We start from the raw sequence: 18,143 nt of genomic DNA, 5'->3' as shown, positions 1-18,143 counted from the left end.
GGCATTATGCGACTCACTGTGAGTGCCCACGATGACACCCGGAAGCTCATTGTCCTTGCGGTGGACGATGAGCCCAAAGGGCTAGACGAACTCGTTCACTGTCTCCGGAACAGCCCGCACGTCGCCCTGGTCTTCCCGGCGATCGATGCTTCGGAGGCGCTGCGCCTGCTGTCCACCGACGATCCGAGGCTCGGCGATCGCAAGGCGCGTGGCCTGCCGATCGTGGACGCGGTGTTCGCCGACATCGACATGCCCGGCCTGTCCGGGATGGAGATGTCCCGCGTGTTCGCCGCGCTGCGCCCGTCTCCGGCGCTGGTCTTCGTGACAGGGCACGCCGAAGAGGCGGTCAACGCCTTCGACCTCGGCGCGCTCGACTACGTGCTCAAGCCGTACCAGCAGGATCGTCTCGACCGCGCGATCACGCGTGTGATCGAAAAACTCGCCGCCAACGCCGCGCCGCCGCCCGGTGCCGCCGGCCTCGGGCAGGTCAAGAACGACGACGAGGTCATCCCCGTCGAACTCGCCGGTACGACCAAGCTGATCCCACGGTCCTCGGTCCGCTGGGTGGAGGCACAGGGTGACTACGCCCGGTTGTTCACCACCGACGGCAGCCACCTGGTCCGCATCCCGCTCGCGCAGCTCGAAGAGCGCTGGGAGAAGGCGGGTTTCGTCCGGATCCACCGGTCGTTCCTGGTCGCGCTGCCGTTGATCACCGAGTTGCGCATGGGGCAGGGTGGCTACCAGGTCGTCATCGGCAACGAGGAAAAGGTGCTGCCGGTGAGCCGCCGCCACACCCGCGCGCTCAAGGACCGGCTCGTCGGCGCCAACCGGTCGACGTAGCGGCGGGACATGACCGACGACTTCTATCGCCGGGTCAACGGTGTCCGCGAACCGGACCCCACTCTCGGCAAGGGCAGGCACACGAAACCGGCGCAGCCCGAGGGCGCCGCCGTCGAGCCGGTGCCCGGAGCTCCGTCCGGTCCCAAGCACGAACAGGCGAAGCCCGAACACCACGCGAAACCCAAGCGGCAGCGGGTGATCCTCGCTGATCCGCGGCAGGCGACGAGCACCTTGCGGGCGAGGGTCGAACTCGAAGAGCAGACCAGCTGGGGAAAACTCCTGGTCAAGGATCTGGTGAAGATCCAATTGCGGACGGCCGCCCTGCTGGCGCTGCTGGTGATGGTCACGCTGTGTTCGCTGCCGGTGCTGTTCTACCTGGTCCCGTCCTTCGGCAGGGTGACCGTCCTCGGTATTCCGGTGCCCTGGCTGATCCTCGGCGTGGCACCGTTTCCGTTCCTGTTCGGCATCGGGCTCTGGTACAACCGGCTCGCCGAACGCCATGAACGCGACTTCGTTGACATGATCGAGAACTGATTGCGGAGCGGCACATGCGAGGATTCGTGCCGTGGCGCTGAATCCGTGGGCTGTGGCCGGCATCGTGCTGGTCGCGGTCCTGACCTTCTACCTGGGGCATCGCTCCTCGAGGTCGGCCGTCAGCACGCACGACTTCCTCGTCGCCCGCCGGACCGTGCGCTCCCGGCGCAACGCCGCCGCGATCTCCGGTGAGTACCTTTCCGCCGCGTCGTTCATGGGCGTGGCGGGCATCGTGCTCAAGGACGGCGCCGACGCGCTGTGGTTCCCCATCGGTTTCACCGCGGGCTATCTGGCGCTGATGCTGTTCGTCGCCGCGCCGCTGCGCCGGTCCGGCGCGTACACGCTGCCGGACTTCGTCGAGATGCGGCTGGGTTCGACCATGCTGCGCCGGGTTTCGACGGCGTTCGTGGTGTTCATCGGGATCCTCTACATGGTCCCGCAGCTGCAGGGCGCCGGGCTGACCCTGGCGACGATCCTGCCCGTGCCGGCGTGGGCGGGCGCGATCCTGGTGACCTGTGTGGTCGGGTTCAACGTGATCGCGGGCGGGATGCGCGCCATCACCGTCGTCCAGGCCTTCCAGTACTGGCTGAAACTGTTCTCCATCGCGCTGCCGGCGTTCATCCTGTGCATCGTGTTCCTCAGCTCCGGCGGACCGGGCAGCGCACGTCCGCTCGGGCAGCCCGCCCCACCGACGTTCATCGAGAACACCACCGTCACGGTGCAGACCGACGTCATGCTGAAGGTCACCTCGGTGACCGTGCTCGAGGCGTACGGCCAGGTGGAAGGCGCGCGGGCCAACGGATTCGCGGTGTGGACCCCGGAAGCCGGGCACAAGGTCGCCAAGGGCACGACCCTGAAGTTCACCGCCGGAACGCCGGTCCCGGTGGTCAGCGACGCACCGGCGTCGAACGGCGACTGGCTCCGGCCGGGGTCGGGCAGTCTCACCGATCTGCTGCAGGTCTATTCGCTGATCCTTGCGACCTTCCTAGGGACGATGGGCCTGCCGCACGTCCTGGTCCGCTTCTACACCAACCCCGACGGCAAGGCCGCGCGCCGCACGACGGTGCACGTCCTGCTGCTGCTCGGCCTGTTCTATCTGTTCCCGACGCTGCTGGGCGCATTGTCGCGGATGTACGTCCCGGAACTGCTGGTGACCGGGAAGACCGACGCCGCCGTCCTCCTGCTGCCGTCGGCGGTTCTGCCGGGGCTTTGGGGGCAGATCCTGGGCGCGGTGACGGCGGCGGGCGCGTTCGCCGCGTTCCTGTCCAGCTCGTCCGGGCTGCTGGTGAGCATCGCCGGGGTCGTGTCCACCGACGTGCTGCCCGGCCGGGTCCGTGATTTCCGGGTGGCGACGGCGATCGTGGCGATCATCCCGGTCGCGCTGGCGGTGCTGCTGCCGTCGGAAGACCTGTCGCTTTCGGTCGGGATGTCGTTCGCGCTGGCCGCGTCCACGTTCAGCCCGCTGCTGCTGCTCGGGGTCTGGTGGCGAAAACTCAGCTGGCCCGGCGCTCTGGCCGGGATGCTCGTCGGCGGCGGCCTGGTGCTGGCCGCGCTGGTGGCCAACATCGTCAGCAAGTACACCGGCGGCTGGGCGCCGTGGTTCTTGAACCAGCCCGCGCTGATCACCGTGCCGTCGGCGTTCCTGACCACCTATGTGGTGAGCCGGGCGACCGGATACGGGCGGCCGGACGACGTCCACGGCGTGATGCTGCGCCTGCACGCACCCGATCCGCTCGGTTTCATGCGCGATCGCGCGGTCGCCCGGTTCGGGCAGGCCGAAGAGAAGACGCGGACCACGGGCAAGGGCCGACACCGGAAGTAATTCACCCGTTCGTGCGGCGCCCCTCTACTCAGAGTCGTACCGTTCACTCAAATGGATTGCTCCTTTCACGCCCTATAAGGGGCATGATCTTCCGTGACAACGAAATCACCGAATGGTTGCGGCAGGTGGGAGGTCCGACGTGAGCGACCCCGATCAAGACCTCGGGACAAATCCGGAATCCGACTGGGAAAAGGTGCAGGCGAGTCCGGAATTCACCGAGCTGCGGCGACGTCTGCGGGTATTCGTTTTCCCGGTCTCGGCACTGTTCCTGGTCTGGTATCTGCTTTACGTGCTGCTCGCCGACTACGCGGCCGGCTTCATGAGCACGAAGCTCTTCGGCAACGTCAACATCGGCCTCGTCTTCGGCCTGTTGCAGTTCGTGTCCACTTTCGTGATCACCGGCCTTTATGTCCGGTACGCCAACCGCAAACTCGATCCACTCGCCGACAAGATCCGGCATGAGGTCGAAGGGACCGGCCGATGAGCACCCTGGCCGCAGGGGTCCAGGGCAGCGACCCGGCGCTCAACATCACCATTTTCGCGGTGTTCGTCGCGATCACACTGGTGATCGTTTTCCGGGCGAGCCGGAATACGAAGACCGCGTCCGACTACTACGCGGCGGGACGCGCGTTCACCGGTCCGCAGAACGGGATCGCCATCTCGGGTGACTACCTTTCGGCGGCGTCTTTCCTGGGTATCGCCGGTGCGATCGCGATCAACGGGTACGACGGTTTCCTCTACTCGATCGGATTCCTCGTCGCCTGGCTGATCGCGCTGCTGCTGGTCGCGGAACTGCTGCGCAACACCGGCAAGTACACCATGGGCGACGTGCTGGCCTTCCGGATGAAGCAGCGCCCGGTCCGCGCGGCGGCCGCGATCTCCACACTCGCCGTCTCCTTCTTCTATCTGCTCGCGCAGATGGCGGGGGCGGGCGGTCTGGTGAACCTGTTGCTCGGCATCGAAGGAAGCCTCGGCCAGGACCTGGTGATCGCCGTCGTCGGCGTGATCATGATCCTGTACGTGCTGATCGGCGGGATGAAGGGCACCACCTGGGTGCAGATCATCAAGGCCGTCCTGCTGATCGCCGGCGCCTTCGCGATGACGCTGTGGGTGCTCGGCAAGTACGGTTTCAACCTCTCCAGCCTGTTCCAGGCCGCCGTCGACAAGGGCGGCAAGACCGGCGAAGCGCTGCTCGGCCCCGGCAAGCAGTACGGGAAGACCGGCACGACCAAACTGGACTTCCTCTCCCTCGGCATCGCGCTGGTGCTGGGCACCGCCGGCCTGCCGCACGTCCTCATGCGCTTCTACACCGTGCCGACCGCGAAGGACGCGCGCCGTTCGGTGGTCTGGGCGATCGCGCTGATCGGCATCTTCTACCTGTTCACCCTGGTGCTCGGCTACGGCGCGGGCGCGCTCGTCGGCCCGGACGTGATTGCGAAGGCGCCCGGGACGACCAACTCCGCGGCACCGCTGCTGGCGCTCGAACTGGGTGGCCCGGTGCTGCTCGGGTTCATCGCGGCGGTGGCGTTCGCGACGATCCTCGCGGTGGTCGCGGGCCTGACGATCACGGCGTCGGCGTCGTTCGCGCACGACGTCTACGCGAACGTGATCAAGAAGGGGAAGACCGACCCCGACAGCGAGGTCCGCGTCGCGCGGATCACCGCGCTGGTGATCGGGGCCGTCGCCATCGTCGGCGGGATCCTCGCGAAGAACCAGAACGTGGCGTTCCTGGTGGCGCTCGCGTTCGCGGTGGCGGCGTCGGCGAACCTGCCGACCATCCTGTACTCGCTGTTCTGGAAGCGATTCAACACCCAGGGCGCGCTGTGGAGCATCTACGGCGGTCTCGCGGTCTGCGTCCTGCTGATCGTCTTCTCACCAGCGGTCTCAGGTAAGCCCGTCGACGCGAAGACCGGCAAGAGTGCCTCGATGATCCAGGGCGTCGACTTCCACTGGTTCCCGCTCGACAACCCCGGCCTTGTCTCCATCCCGGTCGCGTTCTTCCTCGGCTGGCTCGGCACGGTCCTGTCCAAGGAACACAACCAGAAGAAGTACGCCGAGATGGAGGTCCGCTCCCTCACCGGCGTCGGGGCGGAAAAGGCCGTCAAGCATTGAGTCCTTCTTCACGCGCGCGCAACGGGGCGGGATGGGAAGATGGCAGGGTGGTGAGCCCTGCTGACATCCCGACCGTCGCCGTCCGTGATCTGCCCAAGGACGGTGTCGCGCTACTCGACGTCCGTGAGGACGACGAGTGGGCCGCCGGGCACGCCCCGGGGGCCAAGCACATCCCGATGGGTGAACTGCCCGCGCGCGTCGGCGAACTCGACGATCTGCCCGACGACCAGCCGGTTTACGTGATCTGTCGCAGTGGCGGCCGGTCCGCCCGTGCCGCCGCGTGGCTCAACGCGAGCGGCTGGGACGCGGTGAACGTCGCCGGCGGGATGGGTTCGTGGCAGCAGGAGGGACGCCCGATGGTCGGCGACCATCCCGGCGTCGAACCCGAAGTGCTGTAACCGTGCAGCCTGGCCACTACCCACCGAGGACGCCGGTGCCGCCCGTGCGTCCGGCGCCGACGCACCAGCCGCGGCACCAACCGGTGCGTCACCGCCTCCGTTGGGTCGCTTCGCCGCCTCCCGGCGCCTGGCCGCAGCGGCGCAAACCGGTGGCCGAGCGCTACTCCGGGCCGCCGTCCTACCCGGTCCCACCGCGATGGGGCTTCCCGAACCTGGTCTGGCGCCGTCCGACCGCGGTCCCCGGCACGGCGTCCGGCGAGATCACCGCCATCGAACGGCTCCGGGTCATCAAGCGCAGCCTCCTGCCGGTGCTCTGGACCTTCGCCGCACTGGCGCTCGTCGCGGCGGCCGCCGAGATCTGGCGCTATGTTCTGCTCGTGCAGAGCCGCGACTCCGCGTTGTCGACCTCCGTCGTCACGGTTTCCGACAGCTTCGTGATCACCGCCGGTCTGCTCACCACGATCCTTTCGCTGCTGCCGTCCGGGCTCACCGTGTGGTGGCTGCTCGTGGCCCGGCACGCCGCCGCGGACGCCTCCGGCGAGACTCCGCCGAGAAGGCAGTGGCAGGTGCTGACGTTCGTCCTGGCGCCGGTGGTGAACCTGATCATGGTGCTGCCGGTCGTCGCCGAACTCGAACACACCGTCCTGCGCCGGGCGCGGGAAACGCGGCCGAAGCCGTCGCGGCTCGTGTTCGTCTGGTGGGGCGCCTGGGTGGTCAACTGGGTGCTGCTCGGGCTCGTCATCGTCTGGCGGTTCCGCGATGGCGTCCAGGCGCTGGCGGACGGGGTCATGCTGGTCGCGCTGACCGATCTGGCCGCGGCGGGCCTGGCCGTGGTGACGGCGCTGCTCGTGAAGCGCATGTCCGGCCTTCTGTCGCCTGTGGAGGAGAAGCAGCTTCGCCTGCTTCGCGTGCTGAAGGTGGACGGGGCTCCGGACCCGGACCGGCGTGAGCGTCCGGCCTCTTCAGTGCGCTGACGCAACTTCTCCACAGAACGTTGAATGCGGATCTACGCACCACGCTGGAAGCGGATCGTCTGTAATATGGAGGCATGAACAGCGAGCAGCAGGAATGTGACCTGCCTGCCGGGGAGACCGGCCGGGCGAGGTCTGCTGCGAGCGGTCTGTACAAGTCGTCCGCCGCAAGGACGAAAAGGGTGACCACGCCTGTTACGGGCCGCTTTTCGCCTGGAGTGGGCACAAAGCTCACCGGTCATGGAATCCGCAGGCCTGAGCCGGCCGCGGACGAGACGTCGAAGCCGTATTCGCTGCCACCCTTCTTGGGAATGTTCGATCTTCCCGCTGATGCGTCCGAGCGTGTGAAGGCCGTGGTGCGCGACCAGGATGTCGCCTGAGTTCACGACGGGAACAGGCGAAGGTCGATGGCACGTCCGATCGTGGTAGACGCTGGCCCGCTCATAGCCATGGTCAGCCGAAAGATGATCACCACCAGGCGGTGGTCGGGTGGCTCGAGACCGCGGCCACGCGTGACCTGCTGGTGCCGTCGCTGGTGTTGACCGAGGTATGCCACTACATCGAGAAGTATCTCGGCGGTGAAGCCGAGGCGGCGTTCATCGAAGGACTCATGCGCTCGCCGCAGTTCGCGATCTATCACCCTATGGACGACGATTTCCGGCGGATGGCCGTGCTGATGCGCCAGTATTCGGATTGGCCGCTCGGCCTGGCCGACGCGGCGGTCGTGGCCACGGCGGAGCGGTTGAAAACGGTCGAGGTGGCCACGGTGGACCGTCGGCATTTCGAGCACATCAAGCCGGTGCACGTCTCCCACTTCACGCTTTATCCCGAATCTGCGCGCTGACCTGCAGTAAGAGAACAAGGGACCTTTTGCTGTCGCCCTCTGCGAGGTCGTCGATACCCCTAGCTCGTGGTGACCGGCAGCGATCGAAGGCCGCGGATCACGAACTCCGGCCGCCGTTCGGGCTGCTCGGCCAGTTCCAATCCCGGCAGCTTCGTGGTCAGCGAGTGCAGCGCGGCCGCGATCTCCACCCGGGCGAGCGGGGCGCCGACGCAGTAGTGGATGCCCATGCCGAAGCCGAGATGCGCGTTCGGCGTGCGGCCGATGTCGAGGGTGTCCGGCCGGTCGAACACCTTCGGATCCCGGGCGGCGGCGCCGAGCAGCGCGCCGATCTTCTCGCCCTCGGCCACCCGGAATCCGGCGATCTCGACGTCGGTGGTCGCCGTCCGCTCGAACAACTGGAGCGGCGCGTCGAAGCGGATCAGCTCTTCGACGCACGGGTCCAGCAGTTCCGGGGACGCCACCAGCCGCTCCCACTGGTCGGGGTGGGTCAGCAGCGCGTTGACGCCGTTCCCGATGACGTTCACCGTCGCCTCGTGCCCGGCCATCAGCAGCAGGACCGCGGTCGCGACCAGTTCGTCCTCGGTGAGTTCGCCGCGCAGCAGATCACTGACGATGTCGTCGCCAGGGGAACTCGCGCGCTGCTTCGCGATGTCGCGCAGGTACTCGACGAACTCCGCCGCGGCGGCTTCGGCGGCGTCGCGCTTCTCTTCGGCGAGGCCGTACTCGTACATCTTGACGACGTGGTTCGACCACGTGACCATGCGCGGCCCGTCCTCGACCGGGACGCCGAGGAGTTCCGCGATGACCGCGACCGGCAGCGGCTGCGCGAGATGAGCCAGCAGATCGGCCGAACCGGTTTCGGCGATCTCGGCGGCGAGCCTGTCGACCATGCCGTCCGCGAGCTCGGCGACCATCGGCCGTAGCCGCTGGACGTGCCCGCGCCCGAACGCGCCCGCGATCACCCGGCGCAACCGGGTGTGGGCCGGCGGCTCGTTCTCCAGCAGTGAGTTGCGGTGCAGCAGGTTGAACGACGCGAACCGCTCCACCGGCAGCGCGTCCTGCCAGATCCGGCCGAGCCCGCGATGCCGCAGGACGGCGGCCGAAGCGGCGTGCGACACCGCCACGGCGATGCCGAGCCCCTCGTGACGGTGCACGTCGGCGGTTTCGCGCAACGCGGCGAAGGCGGGATAAGGATCGGCGAGGAAGGCGGGATCGCGAGGGTCGAACACGTCCCGACTGTAACCGCGCCGCGCCGGGGCGGACCGTCCCGGCGCGGCGCTGGAGTCACAGATGCAGCCAGAGCCCCAGGCGCAGGCCCAGACCGTGGTGATGATGGTGATGGTGATGGTGGTGGTGGCCGACGCACAGCAGCAGGCAGTGGCGGGCCTGGTCGGCTTCGTCGGTCCGCGGCGCGGCCGAGGCCGTGCCCATCGCGGGCCCGGCCAGCATCAGCCCGAGTGCCACGGGGAACGCGGCCAGCGCTGCCCGGCGCTTGGAGGTGCTCATCTGTGATCCCTTCTCCGCACTACGACGCCGGTCGGCGTCCTGACCGAGTATTCGGTGCGGGACGGGCAAAACGGCAGGCTGATCACCCGCGATTAGATCGACCGGATGATGACAACCGTTTTCAGTCATGTTTCCGTGGTACCCGAACGGCCGCTGAAACCGGCCTATCCGGTCGACTTCGGGGACGACGGGTGTCCTGCGCGATCTATTCGTTATCAACCCCGCTGAACCTGACCGAGGCCGCGGCGTCTCTAGGGATGTCGGAACGCGGAAGCGCGGGACGGCAAGGGGATTCCGTGGCCTTCGAGCCCGGAAGTTGTTTCTGTCTGGGGTAATTCATCAAAAGAACTGGGGTATTTCCATGCGTATTCGTCATGCCTTTTTCGCCGGTCTGACCGCTGCCGCTCTCGCGTTGCTGCCTGCGACCGCGTTCGCCACCGAAGCACCGGTCGAGGCGCCTGAGAAGCCGAAGGGCACCAAGTTCTGGGTGGCGCCGAAGACCGTCGAAGCCGGCGGGAAGGTGACCGCGCAGGGCCGATGCGTCACCCCGCACGGCTTCTCGATCATCGCCCCCGACGGGTTCAAGCAGGTCTCGGACAAGTCGGTCAAGCGCGACGGCGGCACCGACGTGAAGGTGACCTACCAGGTCCAGCCGAGCGTGAAGCCCGGTGAGCACCTCTTCGTCATGCTGTGCGACACCGTCGAGCCCGCGGCGACCGTGAAGGTCGTCCCGGCGGTCAAGAAGGAGCCGGTCAAGAAGGAGACGGCCAAGCAGGTCTCGAAGGTTCCCGCCGGCGCGCCGCAGACCGGTGGCGGGCCGGTCGAGGAGCCGGCTTCCGCCGGTTGGCTGATCGCGGGGGTGGCCGCCGCGGGGGCCGCCGGCGCGGGTGGGGCCATGATGCTCCGCCGTCGTCCGGCCTCGCGGTCCTGATCGCACGCGGGAAGGGCGGGGGTCTTACGAGCCCTCCGCCCTTCCCGCGATAGCGTTCCCACCGAGCTTTGAGGAGGCTGACGTGGGCAAGGGTTCGCGCAAGAAGGGTCCCAAGACGACCTCGGACCGCAAGCCGAAGGTGCGCGACGTCTTCGTCGGCCAGCCCTTCGAGGGTCTCGCGGCGGAGACCGAGCTGATCGCGCTGCGCGAGTTCGTGCCCTCGGCGACGGCTTCGCTCAAGCTGGCGGGCTCCGACGAGAAGGTCACCCTCGGCACGGTGCTGCCGATGGCGGCGGCCGCGTTCGTCCGGTCCGACGGCGAGCGCTACATCGGGATGCAGGTGCAGACCCGGTCTTCGGACATCAGCCGCGACCTCGGCCGGGCGCTCCAGTGGGTACTGGACGCCAAGGAGGGTGACGTCCTGTCCGTACCGGACACCACGACGCCGCCCACCGCCGACGAGAAGGCCCGCCTGCAGGACCTGCTCGACACGGGCGTCGAACTCGACGTCACGCTCTACAACGACTTCGCCTGGTGGCTGCCCGAGGACGCCGACGCGAGCGGCGACGTCGCGTTGTCCCTCGAGCGCGCGAACGCGGCGATCATGCCGACCGAACGCCTCGGCGCGGGTGCGTACTGGGTGCTCGCCGGCGAGAAGGCGCACCTGCGCTGGGTCCGCCCCGAGCCGGAGAACCTGCTGCTGCAAGCGCTTGCGCGGCTGTCCGCGGCCGGTGAACTGAACCTCGGCGAGGGCTCCCGCTACGCCGGTTCGTTCCGCGCGCACGGGCTGCTCGTCCCGGTGTGGGACCTCGACCCCGAGGCCCACGCGCGCGAATGGGCCGACGCGAAGGACCAGCTCGGCGTCCGGCTCGAAGCCGCGCTGAAGTCCCTCGACACCGAGCCGCTCAACGCCACCGAGCGCCGCTCGCGCGACGGCCTGATCGGCCGCCAGCTCACCATCCGCTGACCCCTCGCGTTTCGTCCTCTGAACGCGGTAGTTGCGCACGCAACCACCGCGTTCAGAGGACGAAATGCGTCAGGATGGTCGCGTGATCCTTCATATCTGCGGGCGGGACGACTGGGCGGCGGTGCCGGAAGGCGGCGTCTACACCGCCCCGTCCCTCGACTCCGACGGCTTCATCCACTGTTCGGACCCGGGAACCGCGCATATCCCCGCCAACGCCGTCTTCCCCGGCCGCACCGATCTCGTGCTGCTGGAGATCGACCCGGCGCTCGTCGGCGCGCCCGTCGTCTGGGAGGACGGTGACCCGCCGCATCCGGCCGGAATCCAGTTCCCGCACGTGTACGGACCGATTCCGCGTAACGCTGTGGTGGCCGTACACGAATTCCCTGTTCGGGGGGACGGTTCGTTCAGAATTCCCGACTCCTTGTCGAGACGTTGAGGCGGGCAACTCCTCATCCGTATGGGCGTCTCTCGAACTAGTTCGCGGTAAGAGACAACCTGCGGGGGCGGCCATGCGTGTCGAGAGAGGCGAGCCAGATATTCCTGGCCGAGTGACCCCGGGAGGAGGCGATACGGTGACCGCTGCCGCGACGGTCATCTCGGGGACGGATGTCTGGGTGTCCGGCGAGACCCGAGGGAGGGACGTGCCGGGTGAGCTCACCGACTTCGGCGACTTCGTGCGGGCGAGCCTGCCGGGTCTGCTGAGGTACGGTCACGCCCTCACCGGGAATCCGCACGACGCCGCCGACCTGGTCCAGACGGTGCTGGAGAAGATCGGCTCCCGCTGGTCCTACGTCCAGCACAAGACCGGCGATCCGATGGCCTACATCCGCCGTTCGATGGCCAACGCGCACGTCAGCCGGTGGCGCCGGACCAAACGCGAGAACCTGGTCGCCGACCTGCCGGACACGCAGCCGTACAGCCAGTCCGACCCGTTCGAGCACGAGCCGTTGTGGCAGGCGTTACGGGCGCTGCCGCCGAGGCAACGAGCGGTGATGGTCCTGCGTTACTACGAGGGACTGTCCGAAGCGGAGATCGCGGACTCGCTCGGCATCAGCCAGGGCACCGTGAAGAGCCAGGCGAGCAAGGCGATCTCGTCGTTGCGTACGAAACTGGCGTTGATCGAGCCCAAGGGTGAAGGGAGGGAAGCGGGATGAACATGTCCGAGGAGGATGTGCAGCAGAAGCTGCGCGACCTGTTCTCAGACGAGCGGCTGGGCGCGTCGTCCACGCTGAATCCCGAAACGATCGTGGCGGGCGCCAAGCGTCGCCGCCGTCGCCGTCAGATGATGCAGACGACGACCGGGATGGCCGCCGCGGTGGTCATGCTGGGTGGCGGCCTCACGGTCTTCACGGTCCACGACACGGACAACGGCGCGTCCTTCCCCGGCGATCAGCTCAGTTTGGGGGCGTCTTCGCCGAGCCTGATGCCACCGGGGCCGGCGAGCCCGGCACCACCGGTGTCCTCGTCGGCGCCGCCGACGAGCCAGGTGTCCGCGCCGCCGCCGTCGACGGCCGCCGATGGGCCCGCGAAGCCGCCGAAGACCACCGCGGCCACGAAGCCACCCGCGCAGGGCAAGGTGACCACGGGCGCGCTGCTGACCGCCACCGGCTTCGGCAAGCTCCGGCTCGGGATGAGCGAGTCCGAGGCCGAGGCCGCCGTCGGGCCGCTTCGGACGAAGGAGGTCCGGGGAGCCTGCACGTACGGCTACGCGGAAGGATCCGCCGTTCCGGGGCCGACGTCCGTTTCGCTGACCGAAGGTGACGGGATCACCGTCATCAACCCGGCGGGCACGGTGCACACGCCGGAGGGGATCGGGGTCGGCTCGACCGAGGCGGAGATCCTCGCGGCCTATCCCGGCAGTACGAAGGACGGCGCCGCCTACGTCGCGCCAGCCGGCGCGGTGAGCGCGTACCGCATCTTCGTGTCCAAAGACGGATCCGCCGTCAGCATCCTGCTGACCAGCCTCGACCAGGGCTGCCAGTTCAGCTGAGCCGTCCCGAACGCGAAAAACCCGGGCTGCTCCAAGGGGGAGAGCCCGGGTTTTCCGTGTGGTGGGAGAGCGGTCAGTACGTCAGAGCGCCCCGCCCGCGACCGGGGGCATCCCCGAGTCGGCGCCGCTGTCACCGATGGACTCGCGGTGCAGGTGGTTCTCCACCTCGAACAGATTGCCGTCGGCGCGTTTGACGATGTTGAGCAGCGTGGACATCTGGGAGATCTCTTCGACCTGCTCCTTGAGGAACCACTGCGTGAACTGCTCGCCGATGAAGTCCTCTTCGTCGCGGGCGGCCTTGGCCAGCTGCTGGATGTCGGTCGCCACGTCCTTCTCCTGCTGCAGCGCGAGCTCGATGAGCTCGGTGACGTCGGAGAAGGTGTTGCGCACGTCGCCGGTACCGGGGATCTCCACGTGGTGGTCGGTGTCCAGCATGTACTGGACCAGCGCCATCGCGTGGTTGCGCTCCTCGACGGACTGCTTGTAGAAGTGCTTCGCGAGCTGCGGCAGGTCCTCGGCGTCGAACCAGACCGCCAGCGCGATGTACTGCTGGGAGGCGTTGAACTCGTTGTGGATCTGCGCCTGCAGCAGTTCATAGAACTTCGAGCGCGGTTGCTTCTTGATGAGGGCCATGCGTTCGACAATACGTGATCCGCTATTCGATTTCCACTTTCACCTGGTGATCTACCCCCTATTAGGTTAGTATTCCCAATACTAGGTCCACCTCAATTAAGTAAGCCTTCCCTAATCAATGGAACACAATTAGGGAAGGCTTACTTAATTTCCGTTTCAGATGCTTTCGCGGCGGATCGGGCACGACATGCAGCGCGGCCCACCGCGGCCGGAGCCCAGTTCGGAGCCGGTGATGGCCAGTACCTCGATGCCCGCTTCCTCAAGCCTGGCATTGGTTTCCACGTTGCGTTCGTAGCCGACGACGACGCCGGGGGCGAGGGCGAGCGTGTTGTTCCCGTCGTCCCATTGCTCGCGTTCCGCGGTGACCGGATCGAGCCCGGTGTCGATGACGCGAAGCCGGTCGATTCCCATCGCTTCGGCGGCCGCGGTGAGGAACGGGGCCGGTCCTTCCACCTTCATGGAACCGTCGTCGGTCGGCCGCATGGTGAATGCGGTGAGCGAATCGCGGGAAAGCGGATACATGACGACGGCGTCGGCGTCGACCATCGTGCAGACGGTGTCCAGATGCATGGTCGCGCGGGTCTGCTCGATCGGGACGGCGAGCACGGTATGCGCGATCCCGTCGGCGAACACCGACCGCGCCAGCGATTCCGCGCCGGCCGCGGTGGTCCGCTCGCCGACCCCGATCGCCAGGACGCCCGGCGAGAGCAGCATGACGTCACCGCCCTCGATCGGCGCCGAATGCGCGCCGTACGCGCGCGACGCGTGGCGGAACCACGGGTGGTAGGCGTAGATCAGGTCCAGTACCGCGGTCTCGCGGACGCGGGCGGGCATGGTGAGCGAGGACACCGCGACGCGGTCACCGATCCACGCCGACGAGTCACGGGTGAACAGCAGGTTCGGCAGCGGATCGACGGCGAAGTCGTTCGGGTGGTTCATCAGCCGGACCAGCGAGACACCCTCGGCGGCGGGCAGTTCTTCGAAGGTCATCCCCGCCATCAGCGCCTCGGCGAGCACTTCGGGGGAGACGCTCGACAGATGGGAACGCAGCGAATCGGCCAGGTCGACGCCGAGCCGACGCTCGTCGACGGCCGCGTGCACGCCGGCGGCGTGGGCACGGGTGTCGCCGAGCGCCGTGCGCAGCGCGTCGGCCAGCAGGAGCACCTCGACACCGCGGCCGCGGAGCACCTCGGCGAACGCGTCGTGTTCCTCCTGCGCGCGGTCCACCCAGGGGATGGAATCGAACAGAAGCTGGTCGTTGTTGCGAGGCGTGAGCCTTTTGAGCTCGTTGCCGGGCCTGTGCAGCAGCACCGCACGCAGGGGGCCGACTTCGCTGTCAACTCGGGGTGGAGTCGTCTCGTCAATCACCGGTTCACAGTAGCTAGGGAAGCCAGGAAACTCGCCCCTTGAGCAGCGCGTATCCGACGAAGGAGACGAAGTCGAGCGCGGTGTGCGCGGCGATCAGCGGCCACAGCCGGTTCGTCTTCTGCCACAGCCTGCCGAACACCAGGCCCATCACGACGTTGCCGACGAAACCGCCGAAACCCTGATACAGGTGATAAGAGCCGCGAAGGACCGACGACGCGACCAGTGCGGTGTTCTCGCGCAGCCCGAGCTGCCGCAGCCGGGTCAGCAGGTAAGCGACGACGAGTACCTCTTCGGCGAACGCGTTCCCGAACGCCGACAACGTCAGCGTGATCGGACGCCACCACGTCTCGCCCAAAGTGGACGGTTGCACCGAGAGGCTGAACCCGAGGCTGTAGGAGAGGAAGTACAGCCCCAGCCCCGGGATCCCGATCACCGCGGCGAGCAGGAGACCGGTGGCGATGTCACGGCCGGGGCGCTTTTTGTCGAGCCCGATCTCCGCGAGCTTCATCCCGCCACGCCACAACAGGTACAGCCCGAGCGCGCCCCAGCCGACCAGCTGGCCCGCGCTCAGCAGTTGCTTGAGCAGGTCGACCAGGCTCAGCGTCGCCTGGGGGGCGTTGAGCTGCGCCTGCTGCTGCGCCAGTGGAACCGGCTGCAGCAGCGAGTCCACAAGGGACAGCAGGCTCCGCAGCCCGGACAGGCCGAGGGTGATGCCGAAGACGACGACCAGTTCGATGACGATCGCGCGGCGGCGCGCCGGATCCTCCACGAATTCCGGCAGCGCCGGGCGTTCGGGACGCAGCCAGCTCATTCGCCGCACGCTACCGTCGAGTCATGCCAAGGAGCATCGCGACCAACGAAACCGTCGACCGTGCCGCGCTCGTCGACTTCCTGACCACCCGCCACCGCGCCATCCTGATGACCACCAAGGCCGATGGCGGCCCGCAGCTCTCGCCGGTGACCTGCGGTGTCGACGGCGAAGGCCGCCTGGTCATCTCCACGTATCCGAAGCGCGCGAAGGTCGTCAACATCCGACGTGAGCCGAAGGTGTCCGCCTGCGTCCTCTCCGACGAGTGGAACGACCAGTGGGTGCAGCTGAACGGCACTGCCGAAGTCCTCGACCTCCCCGACTCGGTCGAGCCGCTGGTCGACTACTTCCGCGCGATCTCGGGGGAGCATCCCGACTGGGACGAGTACCGCGAAGCGATGGTGAAGCAGGGTAAGAGCATCATCCGCGTCACCATCGAATCCTGGGGCCCGATCGCCAAGGGCGGCTTTCCGGCGGAGCTGGCCTAACCCTCCGAAAAGAACGGGCAGCCGATCAAGCGCCGGATCTCGGCCGCGAGCTGCGGCGGCCCTTCGACCGGCCGCGAGAACGCGAGCCGGACGTCGTGGTCGCCGGATTCCGCCTCGACCCGCAACCGCAGCCCGTAGCGGTCCAGCCCGAGCGGCCGGATCCGCCCGCCGCGCAGTGCGGTGGGGACATGCTTGGCGAGCTGCTGGACGACGTCCGCGTGGTCGGTCTCCAGATGCCGCAGCCAGCCTGCCTCGTAATCGTGGAACGGGTCCGGCGGCGCGGCGCTGAACATATGCGGCCGGAGTGAGTGCGTGCCCTCGGCGTCCGCGAGCACCAGAGACGCCGGGGTCAGCCTCAGCAGCGTCAGGCCGTGTCCGACGTCGAGCAGGCGCTCGTCCGGCCGGGTTTCGGCGATGGTGACCGCGCGGGCGCGGGCGGAGACCTCGGAGAGCGGGCGGAGCCAGCCGGTGATCCACAGCAGCCCGCGGACGGGTTCGCGGAGGTCGACCGGGGCCTGGTCGGTCAGCTCCACCATCACCGCGAGCTCGCCGCGCTGGGCCTCGTGCGAGCGTTTCACCAGGTGGTGCTCGTCCGGCAGCAGGATGCTGACGCTGCCGCTCGTGTGCACGTGGTGCAGGACGGGGATGACGCGGCCGTACTGTCCCGGCTGGTCACGCTGTTCGGCGGTCGGGGTCAGCGTCGCCGGTCCGTTGCGGGTGGCGATCGTCTTCGCGCGTTCCGCGGGGTTCGGCGCCGGCGGGCGGCGGATGGACGTGGGTGTGGTCACGGCTCACCTCCTAAGTTAGGTGAGCCTAACCTGATTTACGCGTCGAACGGAAGTAGCCTCGATCACGTTCCGACTCATCCGTATAGGTTGACCAGGTGGAAGACCGAAGAATCGGGGTGCTCGAACCACCCGAAGGGATTCCGGCGAAGAACATGCCGATCCTGGTGAACACACTCGACCGTTCGGCCGTCACCGCGGGCACGCTGGCCTTCACCAGCGGACTGCTCGTCGTGCTGGGCGCCGTCCTGCTGATCGCGGGCCGGTTCGGAATCGCCGTGCCGGTCTTCCTCCTCGTCTACATGACACCGGTGACGGCCTACTACGGCTTACTCGCGATGGCCGGATCCTTGTCGATGCGGAAGCTCGTCCACAACCCGTTCCGCCTGGTGAACGGGCTCGACGGCGCCGTCGTCGCCGGTGCGAAGGTGAGCGTGCCGCTCGACGGACGCTGGCTGGTCGTACGGCTGCCTGCCCCGCTTCGCGCGCAACTCGCGGCCCAACGAAGGCTGTGGGTGCTGGGCCGGTTCGTCATGCTTCCCGGCGTCATCGCCGCCCGGCGCGGCTCGTTCCACGGAGCTCCGCCGAAGGGCTCGACGCCGTTGGGTGCGGAGCCGGTCTCGCCGGGAAGGATGCTTTCGCTGCAACGACGGCTGCTGGCCTCGTACTACCTGCTCACCGCCGGGTTCGCCCTGGTGGCGGGCGCTTTCGCGGTCTGGGTGGCCGTCGATTTCCCGGACCGCCGCAGCGTCGTCGTGCTGGGCGCGCAGGTCCTGGCGGTTCTCTGCGTACTGGCGACGATCGGCCTCGCCGTCGCGGCGCTCGTGCTGTCCAGGCCGGTGCCCGAACCACGATGGACCGAGCTGTTCGTGGTGGCCGGGCCGGCGTCGGTCAACCTCTTCGGCATGGTCACCCTGAAGGGACGGACGGTCTTGCCGGACGGCCGCGAGGTTTCGGTGCTGGCGGGCGGTTCCGATCCCTCGCTCGCCGCCAACATCGCCGCCACCGGACGGCTCTGGGTACTCGACGTGCCGATGGCCGGGAAGACCGCGAAGGCCGGAGTGCCTGGTCACGCGGTGTTCGGGCCGGTCAAGTTCGGGCGGTAACGAACCCTCCCAGCCCCGCGATCTACCGGCAACCGGGGGT

At 67.9% G+C, this 18,143-nt stretch carries 22 protein-coding genes; 16 read left to right on the top strand and 6 right to left on the bottom strand.

The features are described 5' to 3' along the window. The first annotated feature begins 6 nt into the window (after positions 1 to 6). The 9 genes from ACZ7KI_RS23585 to ACZ7KI_RS23545 all read left to right on the top strand — a co-directional run bounded on the left by ACZ7KI_RS23585 (position 7) and on the right by ACZ7KI_RS23545 (position 7,521). Complete coding sequence (locus tag ACZ7KI_RS23585) at positions 7 to 840, top strand: LytR/AlgR family response regulator transcription factor (RefSeq protein WP_470275250.1); 834 nt, start codon at positions 7 to 9, stop codon at positions 838 to 840. Between the two features lie 9 nt (positions 841 to 849). Further along, positions 850 to 1,374 carry a hypothetical protein gene (locus ACZ7KI_RS23580; RefSeq protein ID WP_470275249.1) on the top strand — a complete coding sequence of 175 codons (525 nt, stop codon included), beginning with the start codon at positions 850 to 852 and terminating at the stop codon, positions 1,372 to 1,374. Positions 1,375 to 1,405: 31 nt separating this feature from the next. Beyond that, positions 1,406 to 3,196: a sodium/solute symporter gene (locus ACZ7KI_RS23575; RefSeq protein ID WP_470275248.1), complete on the top strand. Its 1,791-nt coding sequence runs from the start codon at positions 1,406 to 1,408 to the stop codon at positions 3,194 to 3,196. A 139-nt stretch (positions 3,197 to 3,335) separates the two neighbouring features. After that, positions 3,336 to 3,680, top strand: coding sequence for a DUF485 domain-containing protein (locus ACZ7KI_RS23570; RefSeq protein ID WP_470275247.1), 345 nt, complete (start codon positions 3,336 to 3,338; stop codon positions 3,678 to 3,680). Next, positions 3,677 to 5,308, top strand: coding sequence for a solute symporter family protein (locus tag ACZ7KI_RS23565; protein WP_470275246.1), 1,632 nt, complete (start codon positions 3,677 to 3,679; stop codon positions 5,306 to 5,308). Before ACZ7KI_RS23570 ends, ACZ7KI_RS23565 begins: the two co-directional genes overlap by 4 nt. Before the next feature lie 47 nt (positions 5,309 to 5,355). Next, a complete protein-coding gene (locus ACZ7KI_RS23560) occupies positions 5,356 to 5,706 on the top strand; it encodes a rhodanese-like domain-containing protein (RefSeq protein WP_037315627.1) in 351 nt (116 codons plus the stop codon). Between the two features lie 35 nt (positions 5,707 to 5,741). After that, complete coding sequence (locus tag ACZ7KI_RS23555) at positions 5,742 to 6,680, top strand: DUF4328 domain-containing protein (RefSeq protein ID WP_470275245.1); 939 nt, start codon at positions 5,742 to 5,744, stop codon at positions 6,678 to 6,680. A gap of 74 nt (positions 6,681 to 6,754) precedes the next feature. Further along, on the top strand, positions 6,755 to 7,057 hold the full coding sequence (locus ACZ7KI_RS23550) for a hypothetical protein (RefSeq protein ID WP_470275244.1): 303 nt from the start codon (positions 6,755 to 6,757) through the stop codon (positions 7,055 to 7,057). Further along, positions 7,054 to 7,521: a type II toxin-antitoxin system VapC family toxin gene (locus ACZ7KI_RS23545; RefSeq protein WP_470275281.1), complete on the top strand. Its 468-nt coding sequence runs from the start codon at positions 7,054 to 7,056 to the stop codon at positions 7,519 to 7,521. The genes ACZ7KI_RS23550 and ACZ7KI_RS23545 overlap by 4 nt, the downstream gene beginning before the upstream one ends. Positions 7,522 to 7,580: 59 nt before the next feature. Here the strand turns inward: ACZ7KI_RS23545 and ACZ7KI_RS23540 are convergent, their stop codons facing one another. After that, positions 7,581 to 8,750, bottom strand: coding sequence for a cytochrome P450 (locus tag ACZ7KI_RS23540; RefSeq protein WP_470275243.1), 1,170 nt, complete (start codon positions 8,748 to 8,750; stop codon positions 7,581 to 7,583). 55 nt (positions 8,751 to 8,805) lie between these two features. Beyond that, positions 8,806 to 9,027, bottom strand: coding sequence for a hypothetical protein (locus ACZ7KI_RS23535; RefSeq protein WP_470275242.1), 222 nt, complete (start codon positions 9,025 to 9,027; stop codon positions 8,806 to 8,808). A gap of 361 nt (positions 9,028 to 9,388) precedes the next feature. Between ACZ7KI_RS23535 and ACZ7KI_RS23530 the strand changes: the two genes are divergently transcribed. The 5 genes from ACZ7KI_RS23530 to ACZ7KI_RS23510 all read left to right on the top strand — a co-directional run bounded on the left by ACZ7KI_RS23530 (position 9,389) and on the right by ACZ7KI_RS23510 (position 12,915). Further along, entirely contained in the window at positions 9,389 to 9,958 is a 570-nt protein-coding gene (locus tag ACZ7KI_RS23530; RefSeq protein WP_470275241.1) for a hypothetical protein, read from the top strand. An 82-nt stretch (positions 9,959 to 10,040) separates the two neighbouring features. After that, positions 10,041 to 10,925: a DUF5926 family protein gene (locus ACZ7KI_RS23525; RefSeq protein ID WP_470275240.1), complete on the top strand. Its 885-nt coding sequence runs from the start codon at positions 10,041 to 10,043 to the stop codon at positions 10,923 to 10,925. Between the two features lie 82 nt (positions 10,926 to 11,007). After that, positions 11,008 to 11,361 (top strand): DUF952 domain-containing protein, encoded by a 354-nt coding sequence (locus ACZ7KI_RS23520; protein ID WP_470275239.1) that lies wholly within the window; start codon positions 11,008 to 11,010, stop codon positions 11,359 to 11,361. Between the two features lie 205 nt (positions 11,362 to 11,566). Next, a complete protein-coding gene (locus ACZ7KI_RS23515; RefSeq protein WP_470275280.1) occupies positions 11,567 to 12,079 on the top strand; it encodes a SigE family RNA polymerase sigma factor in 513 nt (170 codons plus the stop codon). A gap of 2 nt (positions 12,080 to 12,081) precedes the next feature. Next, the gene (locus ACZ7KI_RS23510) at positions 12,082 to 12,915 is read left to right on the top strand and encodes a hypothetical protein (protein ID WP_470275238.1); all 834 of its coding nucleotides are present in this window, start codon (positions 12,082 to 12,084) and stop codon (positions 12,913 to 12,915) included. An 81-nt stretch (positions 12,916 to 12,996) separates the two neighbouring features. Here the strand turns inward: ACZ7KI_RS23510 and ACZ7KI_RS23505 are convergent, their stop codons facing one another. The 3 genes from ACZ7KI_RS23505 to ACZ7KI_RS23495 form a co-directional block, all read right to left on the bottom strand. Then, complete coding sequence (locus ACZ7KI_RS23505; protein ID WP_465500368.1) at positions 12,997 to 13,548, bottom strand: ferritin; 552 nt, start codon at positions 13,546 to 13,548, stop codon at positions 12,997 to 12,999. Between the two features lie 156 nt (positions 13,549 to 13,704). Further along, the gene (locus ACZ7KI_RS23500) at positions 13,705 to 14,916 is read right to left on the bottom strand and encodes an arginine deiminase (RefSeq protein ID WP_470275237.1); all 1,212 of its coding nucleotides are present in this window, start codon (positions 14,914 to 14,916) and stop codon (positions 13,705 to 13,707) included. 13 nt (positions 14,917 to 14,929) lie between these two features. Continuing rightward, complete coding sequence (locus ACZ7KI_RS23495; protein ID WP_470275236.1) at positions 14,930 to 15,727, bottom strand: CPBP family intramembrane glutamic endopeptidase; 798 nt, start codon at positions 15,725 to 15,727, stop codon at positions 14,930 to 14,932. Between the two features lie 23 nt (positions 15,728 to 15,750). Between ACZ7KI_RS23495 and ACZ7KI_RS23490 the strand changes: the two genes are divergently transcribed. Continuing rightward, complete coding sequence (locus tag ACZ7KI_RS23490) at positions 15,751 to 16,212, top strand: PPOX class F420-dependent oxidoreductase (protein ID WP_465459525.1); 462 nt, start codon at positions 15,751 to 15,753, stop codon at positions 16,210 to 16,212. Here the strand turns inward: ACZ7KI_RS23490 and ACZ7KI_RS23485 are convergent. Next, positions 16,209 to 17,000: a DUF2470 domain-containing protein gene (locus ACZ7KI_RS23485; RefSeq protein ID WP_470275235.1), complete on the bottom strand. Its 792-nt coding sequence runs from the start codon at positions 16,998 to 17,000 to the stop codon at positions 16,209 to 16,211. The genes ACZ7KI_RS23490 and ACZ7KI_RS23485 overlap by 4 nt on opposite strands. 95 nt (positions 17,001 to 17,095) lie before the next feature. On the opposite strand from ACZ7KI_RS23485, the gene ACZ7KI_RS23480 reads away from it, so the two are divergent. Next, positions 17,096 to 18,103 carry a hypothetical protein gene (locus tag ACZ7KI_RS23480; RefSeq protein WP_470275234.1) on the top strand — a complete coding sequence of 336 codons (1,008 nt, stop codon included), beginning with the start codon at positions 17,096 to 17,098 and terminating at the stop codon, positions 18,101 to 18,103. Positions 18,104 to 18,143: the final 40 nt, after the last annotated feature.

Source organism: Amycolatopsis sp. NPDC039088 (assembly GCF_055598845.1).
This window is presented reverse-complemented; position numbering and strand designations above follow the sequence as displayed.